This window comes from Neorhizobium petrolearium (genome assembly GCF_029854435.1).
GTDB lineage: Bacteria > Pseudomonadota > Alphaproteobacteria > Rhizobiales > Rhizobiaceae > Neorhizobium > Neorhizobium petrolearium.
Window position 1 is genome coordinate 1,314,429 of record NZ_CP123000.1, and the last position, 24,883, is coordinate 1,339,311.

A 24,883-nucleotide genomic window follows, 5' to 3' on the forward strand; every position below is an offset into this window, starting at 1 on the left:
CCTATCTCCTTCGGCCGCTGCGCGGCGGCCGGGTTCCGGGGTTTGCCCGGCCGGTGGATCGGCCGCGCCGCCCCGATTTGTGGAAGGAGCGGATCGCGGTTGGCAGTTTCTTGCCCTCGCTCAGCATTTCGAACCGTAGCGCGCCGGCAAGCGGAATTGCCTCCGCAAGCCGCACATCGACCGCATCGCCGAGCTGATAGCCCAGACCGGTTTTCTCTCCGGACAGCGCTTGATGCGCTTCGTCGTAGATGAAGTAGTCGTTGCCGAGCGTGGATATAGGGATGAAACCATCTGCGCCATAGGTCGGAAGCGAGACAAATAGTCCCGATTTGGTCACGCCGGAAACGCGGCCTTCGAATTCCTCGCCGATGCGGGTCGAAAGATGGTGGGCGATCAGACGGTTGATCGTATCGCGTTCAGCCGCCATGGCGCGGCGTTCGAATGTCGAAATCTCGGCGGCAATGTCGTCGAGCTGGGCTTCCTCTTCCGCGCTGATGCCGCCTTCGCCAAGCCCCAATGATCCGACGAGCGCACGGTGCACGATCAGGTCCGCATAACGGCGGATCGGCGAGGTGAAATGCGCGTATTTCATCAGGTTGAGGCCAAAATGGCCGATGTTCTCCGGGCTGTAGATCGCCTGGCTTTGGGAGCGCAGCACCATTTCGTTGACCATGGTCTGGTGTGGGGTGTCGAGCGCCTTGGCGAGGATGCCGTTGAAGGAATTGGCGCGAAGCTGTCCGCCCTTGACCATCGAGATGCCGATCGTCGCCAGAAATTCCCGAAGCGCTTCCTGCTTGGAAAGCGCCGGCGTGTCATGAATACGGTAGACCAGCGGTTGGCGCTTCTTCTCCAGCGTTTCGGCGGCGGCGACGTTCGCCTGGATCATCATCTCTTCGATGAGCTTGTGGGCGTCGAGCCGATCGGGCACGAAGACGCGGTCAACGGTGCCGTCGGGCTTCAGAACGATCTTGCGCTCCGGCATGTCAAGCTCGAGCGGCTGACGGCGGTCGCGCCCGCGTTTGAGCACCGAATAGGCATGCCAGAGCGGTTTCAGGATTGGTTCGAGCAGCGGCCCGGTCTTGTTGTCCGGCCGGCCGTCGATCGCGGCCTGCGCCTGTTGGTAGGAGAGCTTGGCCGCGCTCTTCATCATGATGCGATGGAAAGTGTGACCCGCCTTGCGGCCTTCCTTTGAGAACACCATGCGCACGGCGATTGCCGGCCGGTCTTCGCCTTCGCGCAGCGAGCAGAGGTCGTTGGAGATGCGTTCAGGCAACATCGGCACGACGCGGTCGGGGAAATAGACCGAGTTGCCGCGCTTCAACGCCTCGCGGTCGAGAGGGGAGCCGGTGCGCACGTACCACGAGACATCGGCGATCGCCACGGTGACGATCACGCCGTCCGGATTGTCGGGCGAGCGGTCCGGTTCGGCATAGACCGCATCGTCATGGTCCTTGGCGTCGGCGGGGTCGATGGTGATCAGCGGTAGGTCGCGCCAATCTTCCCGTTTCGCCATGGTGGCGGGTCTTGCCGCGGCCGCCTCGTCGAGCACGGCCTTCGAGAAGACATGCGGGATGCCGTGAGCATAGATGGCGATCATCGAGATCGCCTTTTCCGAAGCGACGGAGCCGATGACCGAGAGGACGCGCGCGCGCGGCAGGCCGAAGCGGCCGGAGCGGGCGACTTCCGTCTCGACCAGGTCGCCATCCTTCGCCTCGCCGAGATCCTCGCGCTCGATCACCATTTCCTCGCCGCGCCGGTCAGTCGGCAGCAGCCGGATTTCGCCGCTGGCAAGTTGTTTGACGACACCGAGCGAGGCATTGGTACGGCGGTCGATGAGTTTGATGATTCTGGCGGTATAGGCTGGCCCGGTGCGGTCCTTGTTCGGGAAGATTTTCGCCAGAACCCGGTCGTTTAGGCCAGCAGCCGGGACCTTGGCTTTGCCCCGGCCTTCCGACGGCTGCCGGATGAGTACGGCTGGAGCCACGCCGAGTTCTTCGTCCCATTCCGCCGGGCGTCCGATCAGGTCGCCGTCCTTGTCACGGGTCGTGATGTCGAGCACGGTGACCGGCGGCAGGGCGCCGGGACGCGAAAGCGACTTGCGGCTCTTGGTGAGGAGGCCTTCCTCTTCCAGCGTCCTGAGCAGGTCCTTGAGCTCAACCCGTGTCTCCCCTTTGAGCCCAAAGGCCTTGGCGATCTCGCGCTTGGAGGCGCGATCGGGGTTTTCGGCGATGAAGTCAAGCAGGACTTCGCGTGGCGGCACCGCGCCTTGAACAATGACGGGCTTCTCGCTCATCGAAGAGGTTTTCCCGCGCACGGTTCTGTCGGGGCGTCTGCCTGAAGGTCTCGATCTGTCGTGCGGTTCTCTCACGTTCCCGTCTTCTTCGCCTTGGGTGCCGCCTTCTTTGTTGTGGCCTTGGCTGCCGTCTTGGCCTTCGTCGCAGTCTTTTTTGTGTCGCCGCCGGCTTTGGCTGCGACTTTTTTCGGCTTCGTCTTGCCGGCCGAAGCCTTGCCGCCCTTTTCGACGATGAGGGCGATTGCCTGTTCCATCGTCACGCTCTGCGGGTCCATGCTCTTCGGTAGCGTGGCATTCACCTTGCCCCAGTTGACATAGGGGCCGTAGCGTCCGTCGCGCACGGTGATAGCTCCGCCGTCCGGATGGTCGCCGAGTTCCTTCAGCGCCGTCGGCGTGCCGCGGGTCCGGCCGCTCGCGCCGTTCTTGCTTTGCTTTTCGGCGAGAACGGTGACGGCGCGGTTGAGGCCGACGGTGAACACGTCCTCGACCGCTTCCAGGTTGGCATAGGTGCCGTCATGCAGCACAAAGGGACCGTAGCGCCCGATGCCGGTCGAGATCATCTTGCCGGTTTCCGGATGCTTGCCCACGTCGCGCGGCAGGTTGATCAGCGCGAGCGCCTTTTCGTAATCGATGTCTTCTGGCTTCCAGCCCTTTGGCAGCGAGGCGCGCTTGGCGTCCTTGCCGTCGCCGCGCTGGATATACGGTCCGAAGCGGCCGGAACGCAACGTGAGCTGTTCGCCGGTATGCGGATCGGCGCCGATCGCCTTCGGTTCGTTGAGGCCGTTCGCTTCTGCCTCCGCGCCCCCTTCGGAGGAAAGCTGGCGGGTATAGTTACATTCCGGATAGTTGGAGCAACCGACGAAGGCGCCGTACTTGCCGAGCTTCAGCGAAAGCTGGCCGGTGCCGCAGACCTGGCAGATGCGCGGATCGCTGCCGTCCTCGCGCTTCGGGAAGACGAGCGGTGCCAGCGCCTCGTTCAGCGCATCGAGCACGTTGGTGACGCGCAGCTCCTTGGTATCCTCGATCTGGGCGAAGAAGTCCTGCCAGAATTCGCGCAGCACCTGCTTCCAGTCGAGCTCGCCGGCGGAAATCTTGTCGAGCTTTTCTTCGAGATCGGCGGTGAAATCGTATTCCACGTATTTCGTGAAGAAGCTTTCGAGGAAGGCCGTCACGAGCCGGCCCTTGGCCTCCGGCACCAACTTTCGCTTGTCGATCGTCACGTATTCGCGGTCGCGCAGCGTCGTGAGCGTCGCGGCATAGGTGGAGGGGCGACCGATGCCAAGCTCCTCCATCTTCTTGATCAGCGAGGCTTCCGAATAGCGCGGCGGCGGTTCGGTGAAATGCTGGCTTGCATCCACCTTGCGCTTGTCGAGCTTTTCGCGCGCATTGATTTCGGGGAGGCGGCCATCTTCTTCATCCTCCTCGGTTTTATCGGCATCTTCACGGCTGTCGACATAGGCGGCGAGGAAGCCGTCGAAGCGGATGACCGAGCCAACTGCTCGCAGGCCGGCTTTCTGGCCGTTATTGTCCGCCAGAATCTCGACCGTAGTGCGCTCGATCTCTGCGGATGCCATCTGGCTTGCGATGCCGCGCTTCCAGACAAGCTCGTAGAGGCGGGCCTGGTCGGCATCGAGATAGCGGCGCACCTTGTCCGGCGAGCGGTTGAAATCGGTCGGCCGGATCGCCTCGTGGGCCTCCTGGGCATTCTTCGCTTTGGTGGAATAGAAGCGCGGCTTTTCCGGCAGGTAGCGGTCGCCGAATTGGTCGGCGATAGCGTGGCGGGCACCGTCGATCGCCTCCGGCGCCATCTGCACGCCGTCGGTACGCATATAGGTGATGAGACCGACTGTCTCGCCACCAATATCCACCCCTTCATAAAGCTTCTGCGCCACCTGCATCGTGCGCGAGGCATTGAAGCCGAGGTTGGAGGAGGCGGCCTGCTGCAGCGTGGACGTGGTGAAGGGCGGGCCGGGATTGCGCTTGACCGGCTTCGCCTCGATGGTATCGACCGTATAGGCGGCGCCATCGAGCAGTGTCTTCAGCCGGTTGGCTTCCTCGCCGTTCTTGATCGCGCGGCCCTGCAGCCGCTTGCCGTCGGCGGAAACCAGTTTCGCTTTGAACTCGTCGCCACGCGGGGTCCGCAGCAATGCCGAAAGGTTCCAGTACTCTTCCGAGACGAAACGCTCGATTTCCGTTTCTCGGTCGCAGACGAGGCGTAGCGCGACCGACTGCACGCGGCCGGCCGAGCGGGCACCGGGCAGCTTGCGCCATAGCACCGGCGAGAGGTTGAAGCCGACGAGATAATCAAGCGCGCGGCGGGCGAGATACGCATCCACCAGCGGCACGTCGATATCGCGCGGACTTGCGATCGCATCGAGCACGGCTTTCTTGGTGATGGCGTTGAAGACGACGCGCTCCACCGGCTTGTCGCCCAGAACGCGCTTCTTCTTCAACACGTCGAGCACGTGCCAGGAAATCGCTTCCCCTTCGCGATCCGGGTCGGTCGCGAGGATGAGGCCGTCCGAGTTTTTTACGGCGTCCGCAATATCCTTGATGCGTTTCTGCGACGCGCTGTCGACCTCCCAGGACATTTCGAAATCCTGATCGGGTAGGACCGAACCGTCCTTGGCCGGCAAGTCGCGGACGTGACCAAAAGAGGCGAGAACCTTGTAACCCGGGCCGAGATACTTGTTGATGCTCTTAATTTTCCCGGGAGATTCTACGACGACAACTTTCATCTTGCTTCTCTGCAAAAGAGGATTAGCCCGGAGGCGGAGGCTTCCAGGCGGAAACTTAGCCTCCCGACATGGAGGGCGTTTGCGCTGCGGTCAAGAGGCTAGCGTCAAATTCTGGGTTACACAAATTGCAATCTAAAGGCGTTTTGCAATTGGTTACAATTATAAGTGAATGCGAGATGGCCCGTCGCATACGGGAGATATTCACCATATGTGACACGCGGCCGCGTTTTTCCATAGGAGTAAAGCATCGTCCCTCAATATGAGGCGCACGGTCGGCGCGAGGACAAAACCAGACAAAACATCGCCAATATACGGCAGATGCTCGCAGACTTGCTGCAGTTAGCGCCGAGCGAGGGGCGGCGATCCGCAGGGGACATTTTGCTGACGGCAAAGTCTGACATTCGTTCCTCGGCTTCGTTCGGCAGCGTTTCCCAGGCGCGGTAGCCCGCAGCGGTGACAACGGAACGCCCGTCACCCCGGCTGATGTTTTTAACATTGAGGTGGTAGATGGCCACCAGCCTCTCCTCGGCACGCACGGGGTCCAGGGGGCCTGGCGCACCTAGCGGTTTCTCCGGACGCCGTGCGGCCGGTCAGGAAACCTCGCAGAGTATCGCCCATAGCTCAATGTGTCCGCTTTGGGCGATGCGTAGGTACGCGGTACGCATTCCTAAACGCTTGCGTTGATCGTTTTCAAGGAGACATTCGGAGGACGGCTTTGAGATACGACGAAAGCGGGCTGATTGATGCAGCTTGCCACCTCTATTATTAACACTATAGTGTTAGAAATAACATAAATATGGATATTAATAACATTATGGTATTACTTATAACGTCGTCTCATGCCCAGCGGAGGCTGGCTGGGCACGTCCGTGCCCGGCGACTGGCCATGGAATTGACACAGGAAGGGCTTTCCCGGCGTTCGGGTGTGCCTTTGCCGAGCCTCCGCAAATTCGAGCAGACCGGCATAATCTCGCTGGAGGCTTTCCTGAAGCTTCTCATGGTTGTCGGCGGGATGGAAGAGGTCGTGCAAGCTGTGGCACTGCAAGAGACATCCTTTGCCTCCATCGACGATGTCCTCAAGGCCGACGGTAACAAGGTTATCCGCAAACGGGGTCGTCGCTCATGAAAAACCACCCGTCCGCAACGGAAATCAGGGTGGGTCTAGATTTCGATGGCAAAGTCATCCCGGTCGGCAGGCTGGCGACCCGCGAGCGCCGGGTCTATTTCCAGTACGATGCCTCGTTTATCCGGAAGGGATTAGAGATTTCCCCGCTCCGGCTGCCCCTGAAGCCTGGGCTTATGAGCTTTGACAGCATGCTGTTCGAGGGCCTGCCGGGCGTTTTCAGCGACAGCCTCCCCGACGGCTGGGGACGGCTATTATTCGACCGCTTTGCGCGCTCCCAGGGCGTTGCGCCGGAGACGCTTACCCCTCTGGACAGGTTGGCGCATGTCGGTCGCACCGGCATGGGTGCCCTGGTCTACGAACCGGATTACAGCGCCGAGGATGCGGAACACGCCATTAACCTCGACGAACTGGCCCGGCAGGCGCAGGAGGTGTTGGAAGGGGCGTCGGAAGGAGTTCTTAAGGAACTGTTGCTCCTGAACGGCTCCTCCGCCGGGGCGCGTCCCAAGGCGTTGATCGGCGTGAATGCCGGGCGCCGGCGCATCTCGCACGGCGTGGCCCGGTTGCCGGACGGATTTGAGCACTGGCTGGTGAAGTTCGCCAATTCGCAGGATGGCAGCGATGCCGGGGCGGTCGAATATGTTTACGCCCTCATGGCGCGGCAAGCCGGTGTGGAAGTGCCTGATGTCCATCTCTTTCCAGCCCTGAGGAGTGCGGGGTATTTCGCAACCAAACGGTTCGACCGGGAGGGGGAGAAACGGTTGCATATGCACACCGCGTGCGGCCTGCTGCACTCTGATTTCCGCGTTCCGGCGCTCGATTACGAGGACTTGATTGCCCTGACGGGCCTGCTGACGAAAGATGTCCGGGAAATCGAAAAGATGTTCCGGCTGGCCGTGTTTAACGTGCTGGCCCATAACCGCGACGATCACAGCAAGAATTTCTCGTTCCTGATGGACGAGACCGGCCAGTGGCGATTGTCACCGGCCTATGACCTTACGTTCTCCAATGGGCCACGCGGGGAACAAAGCACCATGGTCATGGGGGAAGGGCGCAGCCCCGCCGCCGAACACCTGCTGAAGCTGGGCGCGGCCGCCAAGCTGAACAAGAAGGCGGTCGCCGACACGGTTGAACGGACGCGTCAGGCCCTGGCGCGGTGGCCCGAATTGGCGCGGGAGCATGGGGTCGGCAAGATGACCATCCAGCAAATCGGCAAGGCGATAGCCTGAGCCGCAGCAACTGGGTGAGTTATAGGATGTTGTTCTATAACTCATCCCCGCCAACGGCCTCCCGCAGGGCGGTTTTCATCACTTGGCGGAGGGTGACGGTTTCATGGTGCAGCGTGCTGCGCGACGGCACCTTACCGGTGTCCGGGTTGGCGCGCAGCCGCATCACGCGATACTCCTGCACCATGCCTGCGGTCACGGCGCTCAGGCCCTTGTCGTCGAAGTAGGGAATGAGGTGATTTGTCAGCCGCGCCTCGTGGTCCTTCACATAGCGGGGGTTCCGCTCGCCGTTGGTAATCGCCTCGTATTCCAGAAAGAACTGTTTGGCGGCGCCGGCGAAGGTCCGTTCCTTCTTCAACTGACCAGCCCGGCTCTTGCCCCTGAGTTCGAAATACCAATCCTCGGCAAACTCCTTCGCCTGGGACAGGCTGTCGGTTTTAGTGCTGACGCGCCATTCCTTGCCATTCGAATAGGTGGCGCACTGCCAGACGGAACTGTTCGGTCGGTCGCGGCTGCCCGCGAGCACGGCGATCGTGCCCGTCTCCGGGCTGGCGCGATGGGCGGCGGTATCGATCCCCCGGGCAAGGCCGGAGGTGACCGTATAGCCGGCGCGGCCGCACTCCCGGGCCATCGTCGCCGCAAATTTGGCGCCAGCGATCGAGGTGTTGCTCGGATCGTGCGCGTGGCGCCGCTGCGGGCGGACAGTTCCGGCAGCTTGGCGAGCGCATTTTCGGCCGAGCCGCAATGATTGGTAAGATCACGCAAGGTTGCAGGTTCGACATTGTCGGAACGGATCAGCCTCAACCAGGCGATCCTTTGTCATTTCAACACAATTCCCATCCGTCTTGCGCTGTCGTCCGGCATGTCGGTTGGTCCTCTACCCCTTTTGACCGATCTTGCTTTCCGTGCCCGCGATCAGCCGTTCGATGTTGGTCTTGTGCTTGTACCAGGAGATCAAGGTCATGATCGCCATCACGAGCGCGATCTTTGGTTCACCTATGAACCACAGCACAACCGGTATGACAAGAGTTGCAACCAGAGCGGAGAGGGATGAGTATTTGCTGAGCTTGGCAACTGACAGCCAGAGGACCGCGAAGATAAGGACCATCCATGGGGCGATACCCAGAAGCGTGCCGATATAGGTCGCCACACCCTTGCCGCCCTTGAAGCCGAGCCAGACCGGAAAGAGATGGCCGAGAAATGCGGCGAAGCCGGCAAGCAATCCCGCTTCTTTGCCGAGTAAGTACCAGGCAATCAGCGCCGCGGCGGTGGCCTTCAACGCGTCGAGCAGCAGGGTCGCAGCGGCGAGCTTTTTGTTGCCGGTCCTCAGCACATTGGTTGCGCCGATATTGCCTGAACCGATCGAGCGGATGTCGCCGAGCCCTGCAGCACGGGTGAGGAGGAGCCCGAAGGGGATCGAGCCGAGAAGATAGCCGAAGACGAGCGCGGCAAGCGCGATGGGCAGGGTGATCTGCCAGTTGAAAAGCTCACTCACGCCTTTTCCCCATCAAAGCGAATGAACACACTTGCCCGCCACGTAGGTCGCGACGGCTCGACCCGAGAAACGCGCGTCCTCGAACGGCGTGTTCTTCGAGCGGGACAGAAGCATATCCTTGGCGACGATCCAAGGTTCATCGAGATCGATCAGCGTGATATCGGCTTTTGCACCGGGTTTCAGCGTGCCGGCATCGAGGCCGAAGATCTGCGCGGGCCGGGTCGACATCGCGTCGATCAGTCGCATCAGCGGCACGCGGCCGTCGTGATGCAGGCGCAGCGCCGCAGCAAGCATGGTCTCGAGCCCGATCGCGCCGTCGGCGGCATCCGCAAACGGCAGGCGCTTGGTATCGACGTCCTGCGGGTCATGCGAGGAGACGATGATGTCGATCGTACCGTCAGCAACGGCATCGGCCATCGCCACGCGGTCGTCTTCGGCGCGCAACGGCGGCGACAGCTTGAAGAAGGTGCGATACTCACCGATGTCGTTCTCATTGAGCGACAGGTGGTTGATCGATACGCCGCAGGTGACATTGGCGCCGCGGGAACGCGCGACCCGCATGGCTTCGGCCGATTCCGTCACGGAGATCTTGGCCGCATGGTATTTCGCGCCCGTCAGGCCGGCGATCCTGAGATCCCGTTCGAGCGGGATGATCTCGGCTTCCTTGGGAACGCCGGACAGGCCCAGCCAGCTTGCGAAGAGGCCTTCGTTCATCACGCCGTTACCGAGGTATTTTTCACGCAGTTCCAGCGAGATTACCGCGCCGAACTCACGCGCATAGGTCATGATCCGGCGCAGGAGCAGCGTGTCGGAGAGCGCGCGGCGGCCGTTGGTGAAAGCGACTGCACCCGATTGTTGCAGCAGGCCGATCTCGGTCATCTCTTCGCCGGCAAGCCCCCTGGTGAGCGCCGCCGCCGGATGTACGTTGACGACCGCCTTGTCGCGGGCGGTCTTCTGCACGAACTCGATGAGCGCGATGTCGTCCAGCACCGGATCGGTGTCGGGCATCATGATGAAGGAGGTGATGCCGCCCGCCGCTGCGGCGCGGCTGGCCGATTCGATCGTCTCGCGGTGTTCCGCACCTGGCTCGCCGAGGTAGACGCGCGCGTCGACCAGACCCGGTGTGGCGACGAGGCCCTTGCAATCCTTGACGGTGGCGCCTTCCGGGGCGCCCTGGTTTTGCGCTTGCTTGCCGGCGTCGAGGATACGGCCGTCATCGCCGATGACGATCGTGCCGGTCTCGTCGAGATTGCGCGAGGGATCGATGATGCGGAGGTTCTTGAGGACGGTCGCGGTCATATGTCCGGCAGTCATGCGCGCTCTCCCTGGTTATGCGAGACGAGCAGCGACTCCATGACCGCCATGCGCACGGCGACCCCCATTTCCACCTGCTGTTCGATGACGCTTTGCGGCCCGTCCGCCACCTCGGAGGCGATCTCGACGCCGCGATTCATCGGACCGGGATGCATGACGAGCGCATCGCCCTTCGCGGCCTTCAGCTTTTCGGCGTCGAGCCCGTAGAAGCGGAAATATTCGCGCACCGAAGGCACGAAGGAGCCGGTCATGCGCTCTCGCTGCAGCCGCAGCATCATCACCACGTCGGCATCCTTGAGCCCTTCCGCCATGGAGTGGAAGACCTCGACGCCCATCTCGCGGATGCCGGTGGGAAGCAGGGTCGATGGCGCGACGACACGCACCCTTGCCCCCATGGCGTTCAAGAGAAGGATGTTGGAACGGGCGACGCGCGAATGCAGCACATCGCCGCAGATCGCCACGATGATGCGTGAGAGCTTGCCTTTTGCACGACGGATGGTCAGGGCGTCGAGCAAAGCCTGGGTCGGATGCTCGTGCTGCCCGTCGCCGGCATTGATGACCGAGCAGGCGACCTTCTGGGCGAGCAGGGCGGCCGCGCCGGCGGAAGAGTGGCGCAGCACCAGCACGTCTGGCCGCATGGCGTTCAGCGTCATCGCCGTATCGATCAGCGTCTCGCCCTTCTTCACCGAGGAATTGCCGACCGACATGTTCATCACGTCGGCGCCAAGCCGTTTTCCGGCGAGTTCGAAGGAGGATTGCGTGCGGGTCGAGGCTTCGAAAAACAGGTTGATCTGGGTCAGGCCACGCAACGTGGACGTCTTCTTCTCCCGTTGGCGGGAGATCTTCACGGCCTCGTCGGCCTTGTCGAGAAGATAGGTGATGTCCTGTTCGGTAAGGCCCTTGATGCCGAGGAGATGGCGATGGGGAAAGAAGACCATGGAAACGTCTCCGCTTGCGTTCGGCGGTCTATAAGGTCTGGCGGAAGTCACCGCAAGCGGTCATGACGCTATCTCACCGCTTGTTTTGCCGGTCCTTGGTTACGATGGTTTTCCGGAAGGGGTGCGGCCTTTTGTTGAGAACGGTCGAATTCCTCTTTTCCCGCCGTTCCCAGGCCAGGTAAACTCCGCTAGAACCGCGTCATGAACCAGATGTCGCGTGCCGAAGAAAAATTTGCCGAGCTGAACCAGCCAAAACCCTGGTCCGGCATCAATGCCTATCGTTCCGACCCCTTGATCGTCGATTTGACGAGCGGGCTCAACCGCACGATCCGCGAGGAATACGACCAGCTCGGCCGTTACGTCACCTCTCCGGAGGCCCAGGAACTGGCGCGCATGGCGAACGAGAACCCGCCGAAGCTCAAGACCCATGGGCCGCGCGGCGAGCGTCTGGATGTCGTCGAATTCCATCCGGCGTGGCATGCGCTGATGCGCCGCTCGATGCAGACGGGCCTGCATTCATCCGTCTGGGAAAGCATCCCGGAAGCCAAGGGCCACGAACACAAGGCGCGCGCGACACGCTTCTATCTGACGGCCCAGCTCGAATGCGGGCATCTGTGCCCGCTCACCATGACCAGCGCATCGATCGCCGCGCTGATGGCTTCGCCCCGCGTCCAGAAGGAATGGGCACCGAAGATACTCTCGCGCAAATACGATTCCACCAATCGCCCGGCGCTGCAGAAAACGGCCGTCACGCTTGGCATGGGCATGACCGAAAAGCAGGGCGGCACGGATGTGCGCGCCAACCGCTCGACGGCGGAGCGCGTGGGCGAGGGCATCTATCGCCTGTCGGGCCACAAGTGGTTCATGTCGGCGCCGATGAGCGACGGTTTCGTCATGCTCGCCAAGACCAATGAGGGGATCGGCTGCTTCCTCGTGCCGCGCCTGCTGGAAGACGGCGCCGCGAACGGCCTGCAGTTCCAGCGCCTCAAGGACAAGCTCGGCAACCGCTCGAATGCGTCCTCGGAAGTCGAATTCACCGATGCGTTCGGCTACCTGCTCGGCGATCCCGGCGCGGGCATCCGCACCATTCTCGACATGGTGACGCTGACGCGGCTTGACTGCGCGCTCGCATCGGCCGGCATCATGCGTGCTTCGCTTGCGGAAGCCGTGCATCATTGCCGCGGCCGCAGCGTCTTCGGTCAGAAGCTGATTGACCAGCCTTTGATGACGCGCGTGCTTGCCGATATGGCGCTCGATGTCGCGGCTTCGACCGCTCTCGGCTTCCGGCTTGCCGATGCCTTCGATCGTGCTGCGGCAAGCCAGACCGATGCCGCCTTTGCGCGGGTCATGACCCCGGTCGTGAAATACTGGAACTGCAAGATCGCCCCCTCGCTGATCTACGAGGCGATGGAGTGCCTCGGCGGCAACGGTTACGTCGAGGAGCGGCCGATCGCCCGGCACTATCGCGAGGCACCCGTCAATGCGATCTGGGAGGGCTCCGGCAACGTGATGGCGCTGGACGTGCTGCGGGTTCTGTCGCGTGGCAAGGACCTGTTCAATACGGTGCTTGCCGGCTTCGAACGCGATCTCGGCGCATCCGGAAGGAAGACGGTCGAGGTTCTGCGCGCCGCCATGGCGCTTTGCGAATCGGACGAGGGGGCCGCCCGGCTCCTGGTCGAACAGCTCGCGCTTGCCGCCGGGGCGTCGGAACTGATGCGACTCGGTGCCGGCAAGATTGCCGACGCTTTCCTGGAAACGCGGCTGGCGGGCGGTTGGCGCTCGACCTACGGCATGCTCGATGCCCGGTTCGATGCGCGCTATATCGTCGATCTGCTTTATCCCGCCGCGGCGTAAGCGACGAGCGTCATGATCACCGGTATGCTGAAGAACGAGCCTGCGACCTGCAAGGTCGCTGCAGCAGCGTAAAGGTCTGCGTCGCCGTTCAACTGCTTGGCCAGCAGGTAGCCGTTCATGGCGGTCGGCACGGAGGCGCTGAGCGCCAGCAGAACAAGGCCATTGCCTTCGATACCGGTGAGCAATCCTACGCCAACTGCAACCAGCGGAAAAAAGATCAGCTTCAGGAACACGGCAAGCAGTGTGATCGGTTGCGGCTTCAGCGCATCCATGATCCTCAACCCCGCGCCAACGGTGATCAGCCCGAGGCTGAGCGACGCCTGCGACAACAACTCTACTGCCGTCATGACCGGCTCATAGATCGGAATGTCAACGATGTTGACGAGAATGCCGAGCGCCGTCGAAAGGATGAGCGGGTTGGTGACGATGCGATAGACGAGAACTCTGTAGTTGCGCCCGCGACCCGAGAACCAAAGAAGCACCGTCACATTGATGAGGTTGAGCGGGATGGTAATTGCCGCCATGACAAGGCCGACCGTCGTCAGTCCTTGCTGACCAAAGGTCTTGGCCGCGATGGCCAGCGCCATGAAGGCGTTCCAACGCGTCGCTGTCTGAAACAGCGAGGTGAAGGCAGGAGATCCGACGCGCAATTTGTGAAAGAGGGGCCAGGCGACGAGCAGCCCGCCCGACATGACGACGACCGAGATGATCGCTGCCGAACTGACCGCCAAATCCTCGGTATTCGAGAAATCCGCCTTTACCATCGTCACAAAAAGCAGGGCAGGGAACAGCACCCAATAGCTGCACTGTTCGAGCCCAACCCAAAAGTCGGCATTGATGACGGGTGCGCGTTTCAATGCCACGCCAAGAAGAACGAGCAGAAAAATGGGAAGGATACTTTGGAAAACGACGAGCATCAGAGAGGGATCTGGCTGGAGGGTGTGACCTCGTTATTCCTCCCATGCCGATACTGCAAGGGAGTGTCCGTCAATTCAATGGAGCCGCGCGCAATCCTGTGCATGATTCTTTAAGCCGCTTGCGGGGCCTCCTTGCTCGCATTATCGCGGAATCGGCAACTTGATCGATACAGGCGAAAAATGCTGCAAATCTCCGAAATCACGGCGCATGAAGGTCCGGTCGCAAAGGTGCGCAACCGTGCCGGTACCGAGCGGGCGATTTTCGTCGCGGCGCGTGACCTTCTGGCGGAGCAAGGTTTTCAGGGATTCGGCATCAATGCCGTGGCGCGCCGCGCCGGCTGCGATAAACAGCTCATCTATCGCTATTACGGCGGGCTCGACGGCCTGATCGAGGCGATCGGCGCGGATCTCGGCACCTGGGTCAAGGATCGTATCCCGGAGGATACGGGCGGCATGTTTCTGCTCACCTACGGCGATCTGATGGAGAAGCTCTCGATCTATTTCATGGAAGCGCTGCGCGATGATCCGCTCGTCTGCAAGATCGTCGCCTGGGAGGTTTCCCAGGATACGCCGCAGGTCCGGAGTCTTTCCGAAGCCCGCACCAAGGCGCTCGGCAAATGGCTGGAAAAGATGCGGGGATCGCTGACGCCGCCGAAAGGCGTCGATGCGGCGACCACCAACGCGGTGCTCTTCGCCGCGATCCAGCATCTGGTAATCTCCGCCGCCGTCAGCGGTCAGTTCGCCGGCGTGGCATTGCGCACGAACAAGGACTGGGACAAGGTCGGCAGCGCCATCCGCCGCCTCGTCCGCGCGATTTACGGCTGATCTTTTCCACAGCCCGTCTCCCCCCATTAACCATGCCGACCGGTTTCCGTTGCGGTAATTCCCTGGCCGTCTAAATTTGACATTAACGCATTGTTAACCACGAATTGGCCGGACACGCTCTAGATGGGAACCCCAATCAGGGATACGGCATTGCTGGTCGTCATGACGACGATCTTCGCAGTGCTGGCGCTCAACATTGCCGTTCCGGCCTTGGTCCTGAGCATCATGGCGCTATCGAGATGGCTCGTGTCGTCGGAGATCTATCCGACAGAACCGAGGGGGAAGACCGCATGAAGTGGTTTTTGATTTTATGGGCGGGGCCTGTCCTGCTGCTGACGAGCTGGTACGGACTCTCCTACTACGACATGAGCTTCGGCTTTTTCATGCTCACCCGCCACACACACGACCTGGTCTTCCAGATCTATGGCCATGTTCTCGGCATCCCGCCGGAAACAATCCCGCCGCTGGTCGCCCGTGCGATCGCCTTCGACAGCATGATCGTGTTCGCGATCATCGGCTTCCGCAAGCGAAAGGCAATTGCCGCCTGGTGGCGCCGGCGTCAGTCGTCGCGGCCCGTCGACGCCGCTTCGCTGCCGAGCGACGAGAGCCTGTCGAGCGCTCCCTGAAGAATGAAGCTCGCCGCGGCGGAATCGATCCGCTCGGCCCGCTTCGCCCGCGAGACGTCCATTTCTAGAAGCGCCCGCTCGGCTGCGACCGTCGAAAGCCGCTCGTCCCAGAAGACGAACGGAAGGGCGGTCTTTTCACCCATGGAGCGCACGAAGGCGCGCGTCGCCTGGACGCGCGGGCCGGTCGAGCCGTCCATGTTCATCGGCAGGCCGATGACGAAGGCCGCGACTTTCTCCTTTTCGGCGAAGGCGAGCAGGACTTCCGCATCCCTGGTGAACTTGATTCGCTTGATGACCGGACGCGGAGACGCAAAGCGCCGGCCGAGATCCGACATCGCAAGCCCGATCGTCTTCGTGCCGAGGTCCAGGCCTGCAACGGCCTGCCCGGGTTGGAGGTGCGCGGCCAATTCCTCGATCGTCATCACTGTCATGTGTTCTTCATTCCTTGGAGCGAGACAGGTTTTGTCCTACCTTCTGTCCCACTTTCCTTTAGCCTCATATCGGCTATCTGTCCTTATCATCCTCAAAACCTTCACATCGTATCGGAGGAACCTTCCATGAAGATCACCTGGCTCGCCCATTCCGCCTTCCGCATTGAAACCGCCAAGGCGAAGATCCTGATCGACCCGTTCCTGACCGGTAACCCGGCATTTGCTGGCCAGGATCCCAAGGCCGCGGCTGAAGGTCTGACGCACATCCTGCTTACCCATGGCCATGGCGACCATGTGGGCGACACGGTGCGTATCGCCAAGGAAACCGGCGCGACCGTCCTTGCCAATTACGACCTCGGCGTCTGGCTGGCGAAGAAGGGCGTCGAGAAGCTGGAGATGGGCAATACCGGCGGTACGATCGATCTCGGCGGCTTCACCGCCACTTTCACGCAGGCGCTGCATTCCTCGGCACAGATCACCGAGGACGGTGTTTCCCATGCGCTCGGCAATCCCAACGGCCTGATGCTGCATTTTGATGACGAGCCATCTGTCTTCCATATGGGCGACACGGATATCTTCACCGACATGGGCCTGATCAACGAGTTGCACCAGCCGGATATCGGCATCGTGCCGATCGGCGACCGCTTCACCATGGGTGGCGCGGTGGCGGCACTCGCCTGCCAGCGCTTCTTCGATTTCAAGCACGCCATTCCCTGCCACTACGGCCTCCCGGGTGTCGATCAGACGCCGGAAAAATTCGTCAAGGGCATGGAAGGCGCCCGCACCCGCGTGGAGACGCCGGCTCCGGGCGGCAGCCTCAGCTATTGATATTCACCGCCGATCGGCGGACACGTCTTGAAATAGAGACGCGCTACCTGTTGCGAAGGGCGGGCATGGCCATTATAGCGGAGGGAAAATTTCCCATCGGAGTTATGCCATGTCCGTCGATCTCGCTACCGTAAAACGCGTCGCGCGCCTTGCCCGCATTGCGGTCTCCGAGGAAGATGCCAATCGCATGGTTGGCGAACTGAACGGCATTCTCGGCTTCGTCGAGCAGCTTTCCGGGGTCGACGTGACGGGTGTCGAGCCGATGACCTCCGTGACCCCGATGGAGATGCGCAAGCGGACCGACAACGTGACTGACGGCGACAAGGCCGCCGATATCGTCGCCAATGCGCCGGCCACCGACCACAATTTCTTCCTGGTGCCGAAGGTCGTCGAGTGAGCGCTGAATAGCGCTGTCGAACCCTTTCCATGCATCCGAACCTTCTGAAGAGACCATGACCGAACTCACCAGCCTCACCATTGCCGAAGCCCGCGAAAAGCTGAAGGCCAAGGAATTCACCTCCGTCGAACTGACAAAGGCCTATCTCGACGCGATCGACGCCGCCAATGGGGTTCTGAATGCCTATATCGCCGTGACGCCCGAAAAGGCGCTGGAGATGGCAAAGGCCTCTGACGCGCGCCGCGCCGCAGGCAAGATCGGCGCGCTGGAAGGCATTCCGCTTGGCATCAAGGATCTCTTCGCCACCCGCGACGTTCACACCCAGGCCTGCAGCCATATCCTCGACGGCTTCCAGCCGAAATATGAATCGACCGTTTCCCAGAACCTCTGGGACGACGGCGCCGTCATGCTCGGCAAGCTCAACATGGACGAGTTCGCCATGGGCTCCTCCAACGAGACCTCGCATTACGGTGCGGTGATCAACCCGTGGCGCGCCAAGGGCTCCAACCAGCAGCTCGTACCGGGCGGTTCCTCGGGCGGTTCGGCTGCGGCCGTCGCCGCGCATCTGTGCGCCGGCGCCACCGCCACCGATACGGGCGGGTCGATCCGCCAGCCGGCCGCGTTTACCGGCACCGTCGGCATCAAGCCGACCTATGGCCGCTGCTCGCGCTGGGGCATCGTCGCTTTTGCTTCTTCGCTCGATCAGGCCGGCCCGATCGCCCGCGACGTGCGCGACGCTGCGATCATGCTGAAGTCGATGGCGAGCGTCGATCTGAAGGACACGACCTCCGTCGATCTGCCCGTGCCGGACTACGAGGCCTCTCTCGGACAGTCGCTCAAGGGCATGAAGATCGGCATTCCGAAGGAATATCGTGTCGACGGCATGCCGGAAGAGATCGAGGCGCTTTGGAGCCAAGGGATTGACTGGCTGAAGGATGCCGGCGCCGAGATCGTCGATATCACCCTGCCGCACACCAAATACGCGCTGCCGGCCTACTACATCGTGGCGCCGGCGGAAGCCTCCTCGAACCTCGCCCGCTACGACGGCGTGCGCTACGGCCTGCGTGTCGACGGCAAGGACATCATCGACATGTACGAGAAGACCCGCGCCGCCGGTTTCGGCCAGGAGGTCAAGCGCCGCATCATGATCGGCACCTATGTGCTTTCGGCCGGCTACTATGACGCCTATTATCTGAGAGCGCAGAAGGTCCGCACGCTGATCAAGCGTGATTTCGAGCAGGTCTTCGAAGCCGGTGTCGATGCGATCCTGACGCCCGCCACCCCGTCGTCGGCCTTCGGCGTCGCCGACGAAAACCTCGCCTCCGATCCGGTCAAGATGTACCTGAACGACATCTTCACGGTGACGGTGAACATGGCGGGCCTGCCGGGCATCGCCGTCCCCGCCGGTCTCGACCACAAGGGCCTGCCGCTCGGTCTGCAGTTGATCGGCAGGCCGTTCGAGGAAGAGACGCTCTTCCGTACCGCCCATGTCATCGAGCAGGCCGCCGGAAAATACACGCCGGCCCAGTGGTGGTAACGGGTTTCACGATCCGAAAGATGGCCGCCGCCGACCATAAAATGGTCGGCGAAGTCGGCTTCGCAGCCTGGTCCGCGAGCGATGCGTTCGAGGATAGCTATCTCGATCCCGAAGTGGTCGCCCGTGTCAGACGCGAGTTCGCGATCTTTCCGTCTGAGGTCGAGGGGGAAATCTTTGTCGCGGAGACGAGCGGCGAGATTGTCGGTTGGACGGCGCGTGAAAATGCACCGGACTATGTCTCCGATCTTTGGGTGCATCCGGACCATCAGGGCAAGGGCATCGGCAGGGCGTTGCTCCTCCACCTGTGCGAATTGATGGTGACCGAAAGCGTGGTGACGGCGCGGCTCGATACGCATGCCCGGAATACCGGAGCTATCCGGCTTTACGAGCGCTGCGGCTTCGTCATTATCTGGCGTGGTCGCGAATATTCCAAGAGCATGGGCGTCGAGCTCGAAAAGGTGCATCTGGAAAAGACGCTGATCAGCGGATAGGCAGGAGCCGAGGAGGAGGGCGTTTCATGGCAAATGACGATCTCGCACAATTGGTCCAGGCGTTCGGTAGCCTCGCGGCCAATGGTTTCGTTATGGGTGCGGAATGGCAAGCCGTCCACGAAATCTGCCAGGCCCACGAAGGCGAACCGTTGTTTGATTGGGGCCATGCCCTTTGTCACCGCATCGAAGGCGACGACCGGAATGCCGACTATTGGTACCGCCGTGCCGGCAAAAGGCGCGCCGCAGGCACAGTGGCCGAAGAATGGTCGGCGATGAAGGCAGAGCTTTCGGCTCTCATCTGATAAATATCCGGCCGCGCGCCGATCACGACGCGCGGCCGACCGCCTCTATCATCGATTGTCCTGCTCGGCTCTCACCAGCACCAACCCCCGTTCGGTGATGCGATAGGGCTTGCCGCCAACCGATCTGATTGCCTTCTTCTGCTTGAGCTTGCGGAAGGTGGTGAGGTCGATACCGGAGAACACCCAGCCTTCGCGGGTGAAGAGCTGAAGTTTCTCGATCTTGCGGTTCTCGTCGCGGCTGATTTCGATCCTGCCGCCCTGGGCGAGCAGATGGAGAATGCGCTGTTCGGCGCGGGAAATATCCATGAGTTTTGATGTCCGGATAAGTGCCCTCAAGGGCACACAAAAACATGCCGGCGCCTGAAAGGCGTCGGAACTCTTGTTTTTGTCTGGGCCGGTGCGCCTGTTCGGGCGGCCGGCCCCTTACCGGGTCTCTTTCGAAGAGAACATCAAAACTCCATGAAGCATATCGCCCAAATGCGGAGGCGGCTTCGTTGCGGAATCGCAGCTAAGCCCGTTTTCCCCAGGCGTCAAGCGCCACAAGGCGATGGATGACAGGTTGTGCTGGTAAAAGCGCAGACTCAGTGCTCTACTTGCCGTACAACAGGGGAAAACATGGCCACTATTCGTAATGCGCGTGAAGACGAGGTGGATATCCTGGCGGAAATCGGCTTCCGCGCTTGGGAAAAGGCCATGAACTCCATCGGCGAGATGACCGACATGCGCTTGAGCGCACGGGCGGCATTCCAGCATTTCACGCGCTCCTCATGGCTCACCATCACGGTTATCGAACAGGTCGGGACTGTGGCCGGTTGGGCCGCGCGCGAAAACCTCGATGAACTGATCTCCGATTTCTGGATCGATCCGGTCTTCCAGGGCCACGGGCTCGGCAAGGCTTTGCTGGAGGAGGTCGAAGGCGAGATCGTCCATCAGGGATTCGAGGTTGCCCGGGTGGAGACCCATGCCCAGAATGCGGAGGCCGTCGGCTTTTTCGAGAAGCAGGGCTATTCGATCAACTGGCTCTCGGTCGTCTATTCCCCGAAGATCGATCGCGACGTCCAGTCGGTCGGACTGTCGAAGCGGCTCGTGGCGGAAGCGCCGGATACCTACGGCCCGGGCTTCTGACCCCCTTTAAGCTTGCACCGCACCGCCATTTGCTCTACCTCCAGAAAACTCAATCAAGACCATTCACGAGCATCCGATGACCATTGTCGACGTCCGCACGCCTGATCCGAAACGCTTGATTCCCGGCGCCACCGGCGATTGGGAAGTCATTATCGGCATGGAAGTGCACGCCCAGGTTCTCTCCAATTCCAAGCTCTTTTCCGGCGCTTCGACCGAATTCGGCAAACCGGCGAATTCCAACGTCTCGCTCGTCGATGCGGCGATGCCGGGCATGCTGCCGGTCATCAACGAGGAATGTATCAAGCAGGCGGTTCGCACCGGCCTTGGCCTGAAGGCTGACATCAACAAGCGCTCTGTCTTCGACCGCAAGAACTATTTCTATCCGGACCTGCCGCAGGGCTACCAGATTTCCCAGTACAAGGATCCGATCATCGGCGAGGGCAAGATCGTCATCTCGCTCGGTCCGGATCGTCAGGGTCAGTTCGAGGATATCGAGATCGGTATCGAGCGCCTGCACCTGGAACAGGATGCCGGCAAGTCGATGCACGACCAGCATCCGACCATGTCCTATGTGGACCTGAACCGTTCCGGCGTGGCGCTGATGGAGATCGTCTCCAAGCCCGACATGCGCTCGTCCGACGAGGCCAAGGCCTACATGACCAAGTTGCGCTCGATCGTGCGCTATCTCGGCACCTGTGACGGCAATATGGACGAAGGCTCGATGCGGGCCGACGTGAACGTCTCCGTGCGCCGTCCGGGCGGGCCCTTCGGAACGCGCTGCGAGATCAAGAACGTCAACTCCATCCGCTTCATCGGCCAGGCGATCGAATACGAGGCACGCCGCCAGATCGGCATTCTGGAGGAAGGCGGTACGATCGACCAGGAAACCCGTCTCTTCGATCCGGGCAAGGGCGAAACCCGCTCCATGCGTTCCAAGGAGGAAGCGCATGACTATCGCTATTTCCCCGACCCGGATCTCCTGCCGCTCGAATTCGACGACGCCTTTGTCGAGGATCTGAAGAAGGACCTGCCGGAGCTGCCTGACGACAAGAAGGCTCGTTTTGTACGCGAACTCGGCCTTTCCGTTTACGACGCTTCCGTTCTCGTATCGGAAAAGGCGATTGCCGATTATTTCGAGGCCGTCGCCGAAGGCCGCGACGGCAAGACGGCCGCCAACTGGGTCATCAACGACTTACTGGGTGCCTTGAACAGAACCGGCAAAGATATTGAAGAGACTCCGGTTTCTCCCGCTCAGCTCGGCGGCATCATCGACCTGATCAAGGCCGAGACGATTTCCGGCAAGATTGCCAAGGACCTTTTCGAGATCGTCTGGAACGAGGGCGGAGATCCGGCCGAAATCGTCGAGAAGCGCGGCATGAAGCAGGTGACAGACACCGGCGCGATCGAAAAGGCCGTCGACGAGATCATTGCCGCAAATCCGGAACAGGTCGCCAAGGTGAAGGCGAAGCCGACGCTCGCGGGCTGGTTTGTCGGCCAGGTGATGAAGGCGACCGGCGGCAAGGCCAACCCGCAGGCTGTCCAGGCACTCGTCAAGACGAAGCTGGGGATCGAGGAGTAAAAATCCTCGATCAAGCTGCAAAGAACGGTTCTGATGAGGCGGGACTGCAGGGGAAATGCCATGGTCTATTTCGTCCGCACTGCGAGCGAGAGGGATGTCGAGCAGGTCCACGCTCTGCTCGGAGAGACGTTTCACGCCACCTACGATCCATTTTATGGAGCGGTTCAGGTGCAGCGGATGGTCGATGCTTGGAATTCACCAGCAGCGATCCGCTCGCGTATCCTGAAGAGGGGCGGTGAGTTCCTGGTGGCCGACAACGGCAAGGATATCGGCGGCATAGGTTATGCCGCCATGTATCCGAAGATGGCCAAGACCGCGATGCTCCACCAGCTCTACGTCAGGCCGTCCTGCCAGGGTGAAGGTATTGGACGAGACATCTTCGCCGAACTTGAGACCTGCTTTCCAGACGCAGAGATCATGCGGGTCGAAGTGGCGTTAAAAAATACTCGCGCGCTTTCCTTTTATGAAAGGCTCGGCTTTTCAGAAGTCGACCGCATGGAGGCGTGGGGCGCACCTAATTCCGGTCTGCCGGCAATCATCATGGAGAAGAGATTGCTGCCGCATTGAAGGTGGCATCAGGAAGAGGGGGCACATGGCTGACGTTACGATCCGCAGGGCAAGGGACGCGGATCTTCATCAACTGATCGCGATTTTTGCGGCAGACGATATCGGTGGTCATGGCGATACGACCGACGAGGGGGCCTTCGAGGACTACCTTCGAGCCTTCTATGTGATCGACGCCTCTCAGAACGAGCAGCTTTTCGTAGCGGAGTTCGGCGGCGAGGTGGTCGGCACCTTCCAGATCGTCTTCAACCGCACGCTGACGGCGCGCGGCTCCTTGTCAATGATCATCGAAGCGGTCCAGACACGCACCGACATGCGCGGCAGAGGTATTGGCGCCCAGATGATCGCCTATGCGATCGAGGAGGCGAAACGTCGCGACTGCCGGCTCGTCCAGCTCACCTCCAACATGGCCCGCACGGATGCGCACCGCTTTTACGAGCGACTGGGGTTTGTCAAAAGCCATTTTGGCTTCAAGATGAAGCTCAAATGACGGGTGCGGCAACGGGAATCACTGGACATCAGGCACGACAGATTGCATAAGCGGTCATATAGCGAATTCCGCTATCCTGTTTGCCAAGTCGACGGAAAGCTCATGAAAAACCTCCTGTTGCAGATCTTCACCTGGTGGAATGGACAGACCATGGGCACGCGGTTCTTCACCTGGCGCCATGGCAAGAAAGTCGGCGAAGACGAACTGGGCAACGTCTACTACGAAGGCCCGATGACCTCCTGGGGCAAGCCGAGGCGTTGGGTAATCTACAACGGTTATGCCGAAGCCTCAGCTATACCGGTGAGCTGGCACGGCTGGATGCATTACCGCACCGACGTTCCGCCGACGAAGGAAGACTACAATCCGCGCGAATGGCAGAAGCCGCACAAGCTGAACCTGACCGGTACGCCCTTCGCCTATCGTCCTAAGGGCTCTCTGGCTGCAACCGGCGAGCGCCCTCGCGTGACCGGCGACTATGACGCCTGGACGCCCGGCAACTGACACCTGTTTTGGCCATAATCGCACTCTAGGTCTCGATTCTTACGGGTTGTCGAGGCGGGAAGCATGATGGGATTGATGACGGTTTTTCCACGCAAGCAGTTTGTCGGTGGCCTGATCGCGCTGGCGGCTGTGCTTGTGGCGGATGGCGTGTCGGCCGCGCGGATTTCCAATCCCGTCGCCGTCTTCAAGGGTATCGACAAGATCACCGGCAGGATTACGACATTCGACGTCTATGTCGACGAAACCGTGCAATATGGCGCTCTGCAGGTGACGCCGAAGGTCTGCTACTCGCGCGACGAGACGGAAGCCCAGAAGGTCGATGGCTTTGTCGAGGTGGACGAGATCACGCTCGACCGCAAGATCCGCCGTATCTTCACCGGCTGGATGTTCGCCGACAGCCCCGGCCTCAATGCCGTGGAGCATCCGATCTATGACGTTTGGCTGACGGGATGCAAAGGGAACTCCGACGTTCCACCGCCGAAAGCGACGAACTGAGTTTCAGAATTCCTTGTGCGGCAGATCCACCGCGGTCCTGAGCAGCCTGAGATAATCGTCCTTTGGAATGTCGATGGCTCCGAATGTCTTCAGGTGCTCGGTGGTGAACTGCGCGTCGAGAAGGATGAAGCCTTTGGCCTTCAGACGCTCCACGAGATGAACGAGGCAGATCTTCGAGGCGTTCGTGCGCCTTGAAAACATGCTCTCGCCGAAGAAGGCCGCGCCAAGCGACACGCCATAGAGCCCGCCGACGAGCTGATCGCCTTCCCATGCCTCGACGCTGTGGGCGTGGCCCATGCGGTGAAGGTCGCTGTACAGTTTGCGGATGGTATCGTTGATCCAGGTACTCGGCCGGTCCTCGGCCGGTTCCGCACAAAGCGCAATCACCTGCTCGAAGGCCGTGTCGAAGCGGATGTCGAAAGGTTGTCTGCGGATAGCCTTGGCGAGGCTTTTCGAGACGTGGAAACCGTCGAGTGGCAGAATGCCGCGCATTTCCGGCTCAACCCAGAAGATTTCCGGATCCTCAGCGGATTCAGCCATCGGGAAAAGGCCGATGGAATAGGCACGCAACAGGGTTTGGGGAGTAATCGCCGGATAATATCTGCCGCGCCGCCCTGCCATTCAGACCCTTCTCTAGCATTCCTCGGCAAAATTGGTGGCCGATCTTGCGCCTGAAAATGGGATTAAACAATAACCATCTGTTCTGCCGTAAAAACGGATGGTCAGGTCTTGTGGACAATCAGGATTTGAGCCGCGCGGTATGGGTAATTCAGCCAGTTCCCGTGCGCAGCCCC

General features: G+C 61.0%; 27 protein-coding genes and 1 pseudogene. 17 read left to right on the forward strand and 11 right to left on the reverse strand.

Annotated elements, in window-relative coordinates:
- Position 1 precedes the first annotated feature (1 nt).
- From rnr to QEO92_RS06715, 3 genes are all read right to left on the reverse strand, one after another.
- Complete coding sequence (gene rnr, locus QEO92_RS06705; protein WP_227702554.1) at positions 2-2,293, reverse strand: ribonuclease R; 2,292 nt, start codon at positions 2,291-2,293, stop codon at positions 2-4.
- 71 nt (positions 2,294-2,364) lie between these two features.
- Positions 2,365-5,031 (reverse strand): type I DNA topoisomerase, encoded by a 2,667-nt coding sequence (gene topA / locus QEO92_RS06710; protein ID WP_227702555.1) that lies wholly within the window; start codon positions 5,029-5,031, stop codon positions 2,365-2,367.
- Positions 5,032-5,285: 254 nt separating this feature from the next.
- Positions 5,286-5,546, reverse strand: a complete 261-nt coding sequence (locus QEO92_RS06715) for a hypothetical protein (RefSeq protein ID WP_227702556.1) — start codon at positions 5,544-5,546, stop codon at positions 5,286-5,288.
- Positions 5,547-5,917: 371 nt separating this feature from the next.
- Here QEO92_RS06715 and QEO92_RS06720 point away from each other — a divergent pair, with 371 nt between their 5' ends.
- Both QEO92_RS06720 and QEO92_RS06725 read left to right on the forward strand, forming a co-directional pair.
- Positions 5,918-6,157 carry an XRE family transcriptional regulator gene (locus tag QEO92_RS06720; protein ID WP_200883944.1) on the forward strand — a complete coding sequence of 80 codons (240 nt, stop codon included), beginning with the start codon at positions 5,918-5,920 and terminating at the stop codon, positions 6,155-6,157.
- The gene (locus QEO92_RS06725) at positions 6,154-7,383 is read left to right on the forward strand and encodes a type II toxin-antitoxin system HipA family toxin (protein ID WP_037150121.1); all 1,230 of its coding nucleotides are present in this window, start codon (positions 6,154-6,156) and stop codon (positions 7,381-7,383) included. Before QEO92_RS06720 ends, QEO92_RS06725 begins: the two co-directional genes overlap by 4 nt.
- A 496-nt stretch (positions 7,384-7,879) precedes the next feature.
- On the opposite strand, the pseudogene QEO92_RS06730 reads toward QEO92_RS06725, so the two are convergent.
- The 4 genes and pseudogenes from QEO92_RS06730 to QEO92_RS06745 all read right to left on the reverse strand — a co-directional run.
- Positions 7,880-8,193: pseudogene (locus QEO92_RS06730) on the reverse strand (DNA-processing protein DprA); the annotation flags it as partial.
- Positions 8,194-8,257: 64 nt separating this feature from the next.
- Positions 8,258-8,875: a glycerol-3-phosphate 1-O-acyltransferase PlsY gene (gene plsY, locus QEO92_RS06735; protein ID WP_037150118.1), complete on the reverse strand. Its 618-nt coding sequence runs from the start codon at positions 8,873-8,875 to the stop codon at positions 8,258-8,260.
- Between the two features lie 12 nt (positions 8,876-8,887).
- Positions 8,888-10,174 (reverse strand): dihydroorotase, encoded by a 1,287-nt coding sequence (locus QEO92_RS06740; protein ID WP_227705108.1) that lies wholly within the window; start codon positions 10,172-10,174, stop codon positions 8,888-8,890.
- Between the two features lie 11 nt (positions 10,175-10,185).
- Positions 10,186-11,127, reverse strand: coding sequence for an aspartate carbamoyltransferase catalytic subunit (locus tag QEO92_RS06745; protein WP_227702557.1), 942 nt, complete (start codon positions 11,125-11,127; stop codon positions 10,186-10,188).
- 201 nt (positions 11,128-11,328) lie between these two features.
- On the opposite strand from QEO92_RS06745, the gene QEO92_RS06750 reads away from it, so the two are divergent.
- Positions 11,329-12,981, forward strand: a complete 1,653-nt coding sequence (locus tag QEO92_RS06750; protein ID WP_227702558.1) for an acyl-CoA dehydrogenase family protein — start codon at positions 11,329-11,331, stop codon at positions 12,979-12,981.
- On the opposite strand, the gene QEO92_RS06755 is transcribed toward QEO92_RS06750, so the two are convergent.
- Positions 12,963-13,898 (reverse strand): AEC family transporter, encoded by a 936-nt coding sequence (locus QEO92_RS06755; RefSeq protein WP_227702559.1) that lies wholly within the window; start codon positions 13,896-13,898, stop codon positions 12,963-12,965. The two genes, QEO92_RS06750 and QEO92_RS06755, sit on opposite strands and share 19 nt — an antisense overlap.
- A gap of 180 nt (positions 13,899-14,078) precedes the next feature.
- On the opposite strand from QEO92_RS06755, the gene QEO92_RS06760 reads away from it, so the two are divergent.
- The 3 genes from QEO92_RS06760 (at position 14,079) to QEO92_RS06770 (ending at position 15,349) form a co-directional block, all read left to right on the forward strand.
- Positions 14,079-14,723 (forward strand): TetR/AcrR family transcriptional regulator, encoded by a 645-nt coding sequence (locus QEO92_RS06760; RefSeq protein ID WP_227702560.1) that lies wholly within the window; start codon positions 14,079-14,081, stop codon positions 14,721-14,723.
- Between the two features lie 123 nt (positions 14,724-14,846).
- A complete protein-coding gene (locus QEO92_RS06765) occupies positions 14,847-15,017 on the forward strand; it encodes a hypothetical protein (RefSeq protein ID WP_210052457.1) in 171 nt (56 codons plus the stop codon).
- Positions 15,014-15,349 carry a DUF6105 family protein gene (locus tag QEO92_RS06770; protein ID WP_037150111.1) on the forward strand — a complete coding sequence of 112 codons (336 nt, stop codon included), beginning with the start codon at positions 15,014-15,016 and terminating at the stop codon, positions 15,347-15,349. The genes QEO92_RS06765 and QEO92_RS06770 overlap by 4 nt, the downstream gene beginning before the upstream one ends.
- On the opposite strand, the gene ruvX is transcribed toward QEO92_RS06770, so the two are convergent.
- On the reverse strand, positions 15,283-15,780 hold the full coding sequence (ruvX, locus tag QEO92_RS06775) for a Holliday junction resolvase RuvX (RefSeq protein ID WP_227702561.1): 498 nt from the start codon (positions 15,778-15,780) through the stop codon (positions 15,283-15,285). The genes QEO92_RS06770 and ruvX overlap by 67 nt on opposite strands.
- Positions 15,781-15,906: 126 nt before the next feature.
- Between ruvX and QEO92_RS06780 the strand changes: the two genes are divergently transcribed.
- The 5 genes from QEO92_RS06780 (at position 15,907) to QEO92_RS06800 (ending at position 19,335) form a co-directional block, all read left to right on the forward strand.
- On the forward strand, positions 15,907-16,608 hold the full coding sequence (locus tag QEO92_RS06780) for a metal-dependent hydrolase (protein ID WP_227702562.1): 702 nt from the start codon (positions 15,907-15,909) through the stop codon (positions 16,606-16,608).
- Positions 16,609-16,717: 109 nt separating this feature from the next.
- Entirely contained in the window at positions 16,718-17,005 is a 288-nt protein-coding gene (gene gatC, locus QEO92_RS06785; RefSeq protein WP_037150105.1) for an Asp-tRNA(Asn)/Glu-tRNA(Gln) amidotransferase subunit GatC, read from the forward strand.
- A gap of 55 nt (positions 17,006-17,060) precedes the next feature.
- On the forward strand, positions 17,061-18,542 hold the full coding sequence (gene gatA / locus QEO92_RS06790; protein ID WP_227702563.1) for an Asp-tRNA(Asn)/Glu-tRNA(Gln) amidotransferase subunit GatA: 1,482 nt from the start codon (positions 17,061-17,063) through the stop codon (positions 18,540-18,542).
- 20 nt (positions 18,543-18,562) lie between these two features.
- Entirely contained in the window at positions 18,563-19,033 is a 471-nt protein-coding gene (locus QEO92_RS06795; protein WP_227702564.1) for a GNAT family N-acetyltransferase, read from the forward strand.
- Positions 19,034-19,059: 26 nt separating this feature from the next.
- A complete protein-coding gene (locus QEO92_RS06800) occupies positions 19,060-19,335 on the forward strand; it encodes a hypothetical protein (RefSeq protein ID WP_037150101.1) in 276 nt (91 codons plus the stop codon).
- Positions 19,336-19,383: 48 nt separating this feature from the next.
- On the opposite strand, the gene QEO92_RS06805 is transcribed toward QEO92_RS06800, so the two are convergent.
- A complete protein-coding gene (locus QEO92_RS06805; RefSeq protein ID WP_037150099.1) occupies positions 19,384-19,641 on the reverse strand; it encodes a YjhX family toxin in 258 nt (85 codons plus the stop codon).
- 309 nt (positions 19,642-19,950) lie between these two features.
- Between QEO92_RS06805 and QEO92_RS06810 the strand changes: the two genes are divergently transcribed.
- The 6 genes from QEO92_RS06810 (at position 19,951) to QEO92_RS06835 (ending at position 24,089) form a co-directional block, all read left to right on the forward strand.
- Entirely contained in the window at positions 19,951-20,460 is a 510-nt protein-coding gene (locus tag QEO92_RS06810; protein ID WP_037150097.1) for a GNAT family N-acetyltransferase, read from the forward strand.
- Positions 20,461-20,536: 76 nt separating this feature from the next.
- A complete protein-coding gene (gene gatB, locus QEO92_RS06815; RefSeq protein ID WP_227702565.1) occupies positions 20,537-22,039 on the forward strand; it encodes an Asp-tRNA(Asn)/Glu-tRNA(Gln) amidotransferase subunit GatB in 1,503 nt (500 codons plus the stop codon).
- Positions 22,040-22,099: 60 nt separating this feature from the next.
- Positions 22,100-22,606 carry a GNAT family N-acetyltransferase gene (locus QEO92_RS06820; RefSeq protein WP_227702566.1) on the forward strand — a complete coding sequence of 169 codons (507 nt, stop codon included), beginning with the start codon at positions 22,100-22,102 and terminating at the stop codon, positions 22,604-22,606.
- A 25-nt stretch (positions 22,607-22,631) separates the two neighbouring features.
- A complete protein-coding gene (locus tag QEO92_RS06825; RefSeq protein WP_037150091.1) occupies positions 22,632-23,093 on the forward strand; it encodes a GNAT family N-acetyltransferase in 462 nt (153 codons plus the stop codon).
- A 102-nt stretch (positions 23,094-23,195) separates the two neighbouring features.
- A complete protein-coding gene (locus QEO92_RS06830) occupies positions 23,196-23,594 on the forward strand; it encodes an NADH:ubiquinone oxidoreductase subunit NDUFA12 (RefSeq protein ID WP_227702567.1) in 399 nt (132 codons plus the stop codon).
- Positions 23,595-23,669: 75 nt separating this feature from the next.
- Positions 23,670-24,089, forward strand: coding sequence for a DUF2155 domain-containing protein (locus QEO92_RS06835; protein WP_037150291.1), 420 nt, complete (start codon positions 23,670-23,672; stop codon positions 24,087-24,089).
- Positions 24,090-24,092: 3 nt separating this feature from the next.
- Here the strand turns inward: QEO92_RS06835 and aat are convergent, their stop codons facing one another.
- Positions 24,093-24,710: a leucyl/phenylalanyl-tRNA--protein transferase gene (gene aat / locus QEO92_RS06840; RefSeq protein ID WP_227702568.1), complete on the reverse strand. Its 618-nt coding sequence runs from the start codon at positions 24,708-24,710 to the stop codon at positions 24,093-24,095.
- Positions 24,711-24,883 lie beyond the last annotated feature (173 nt).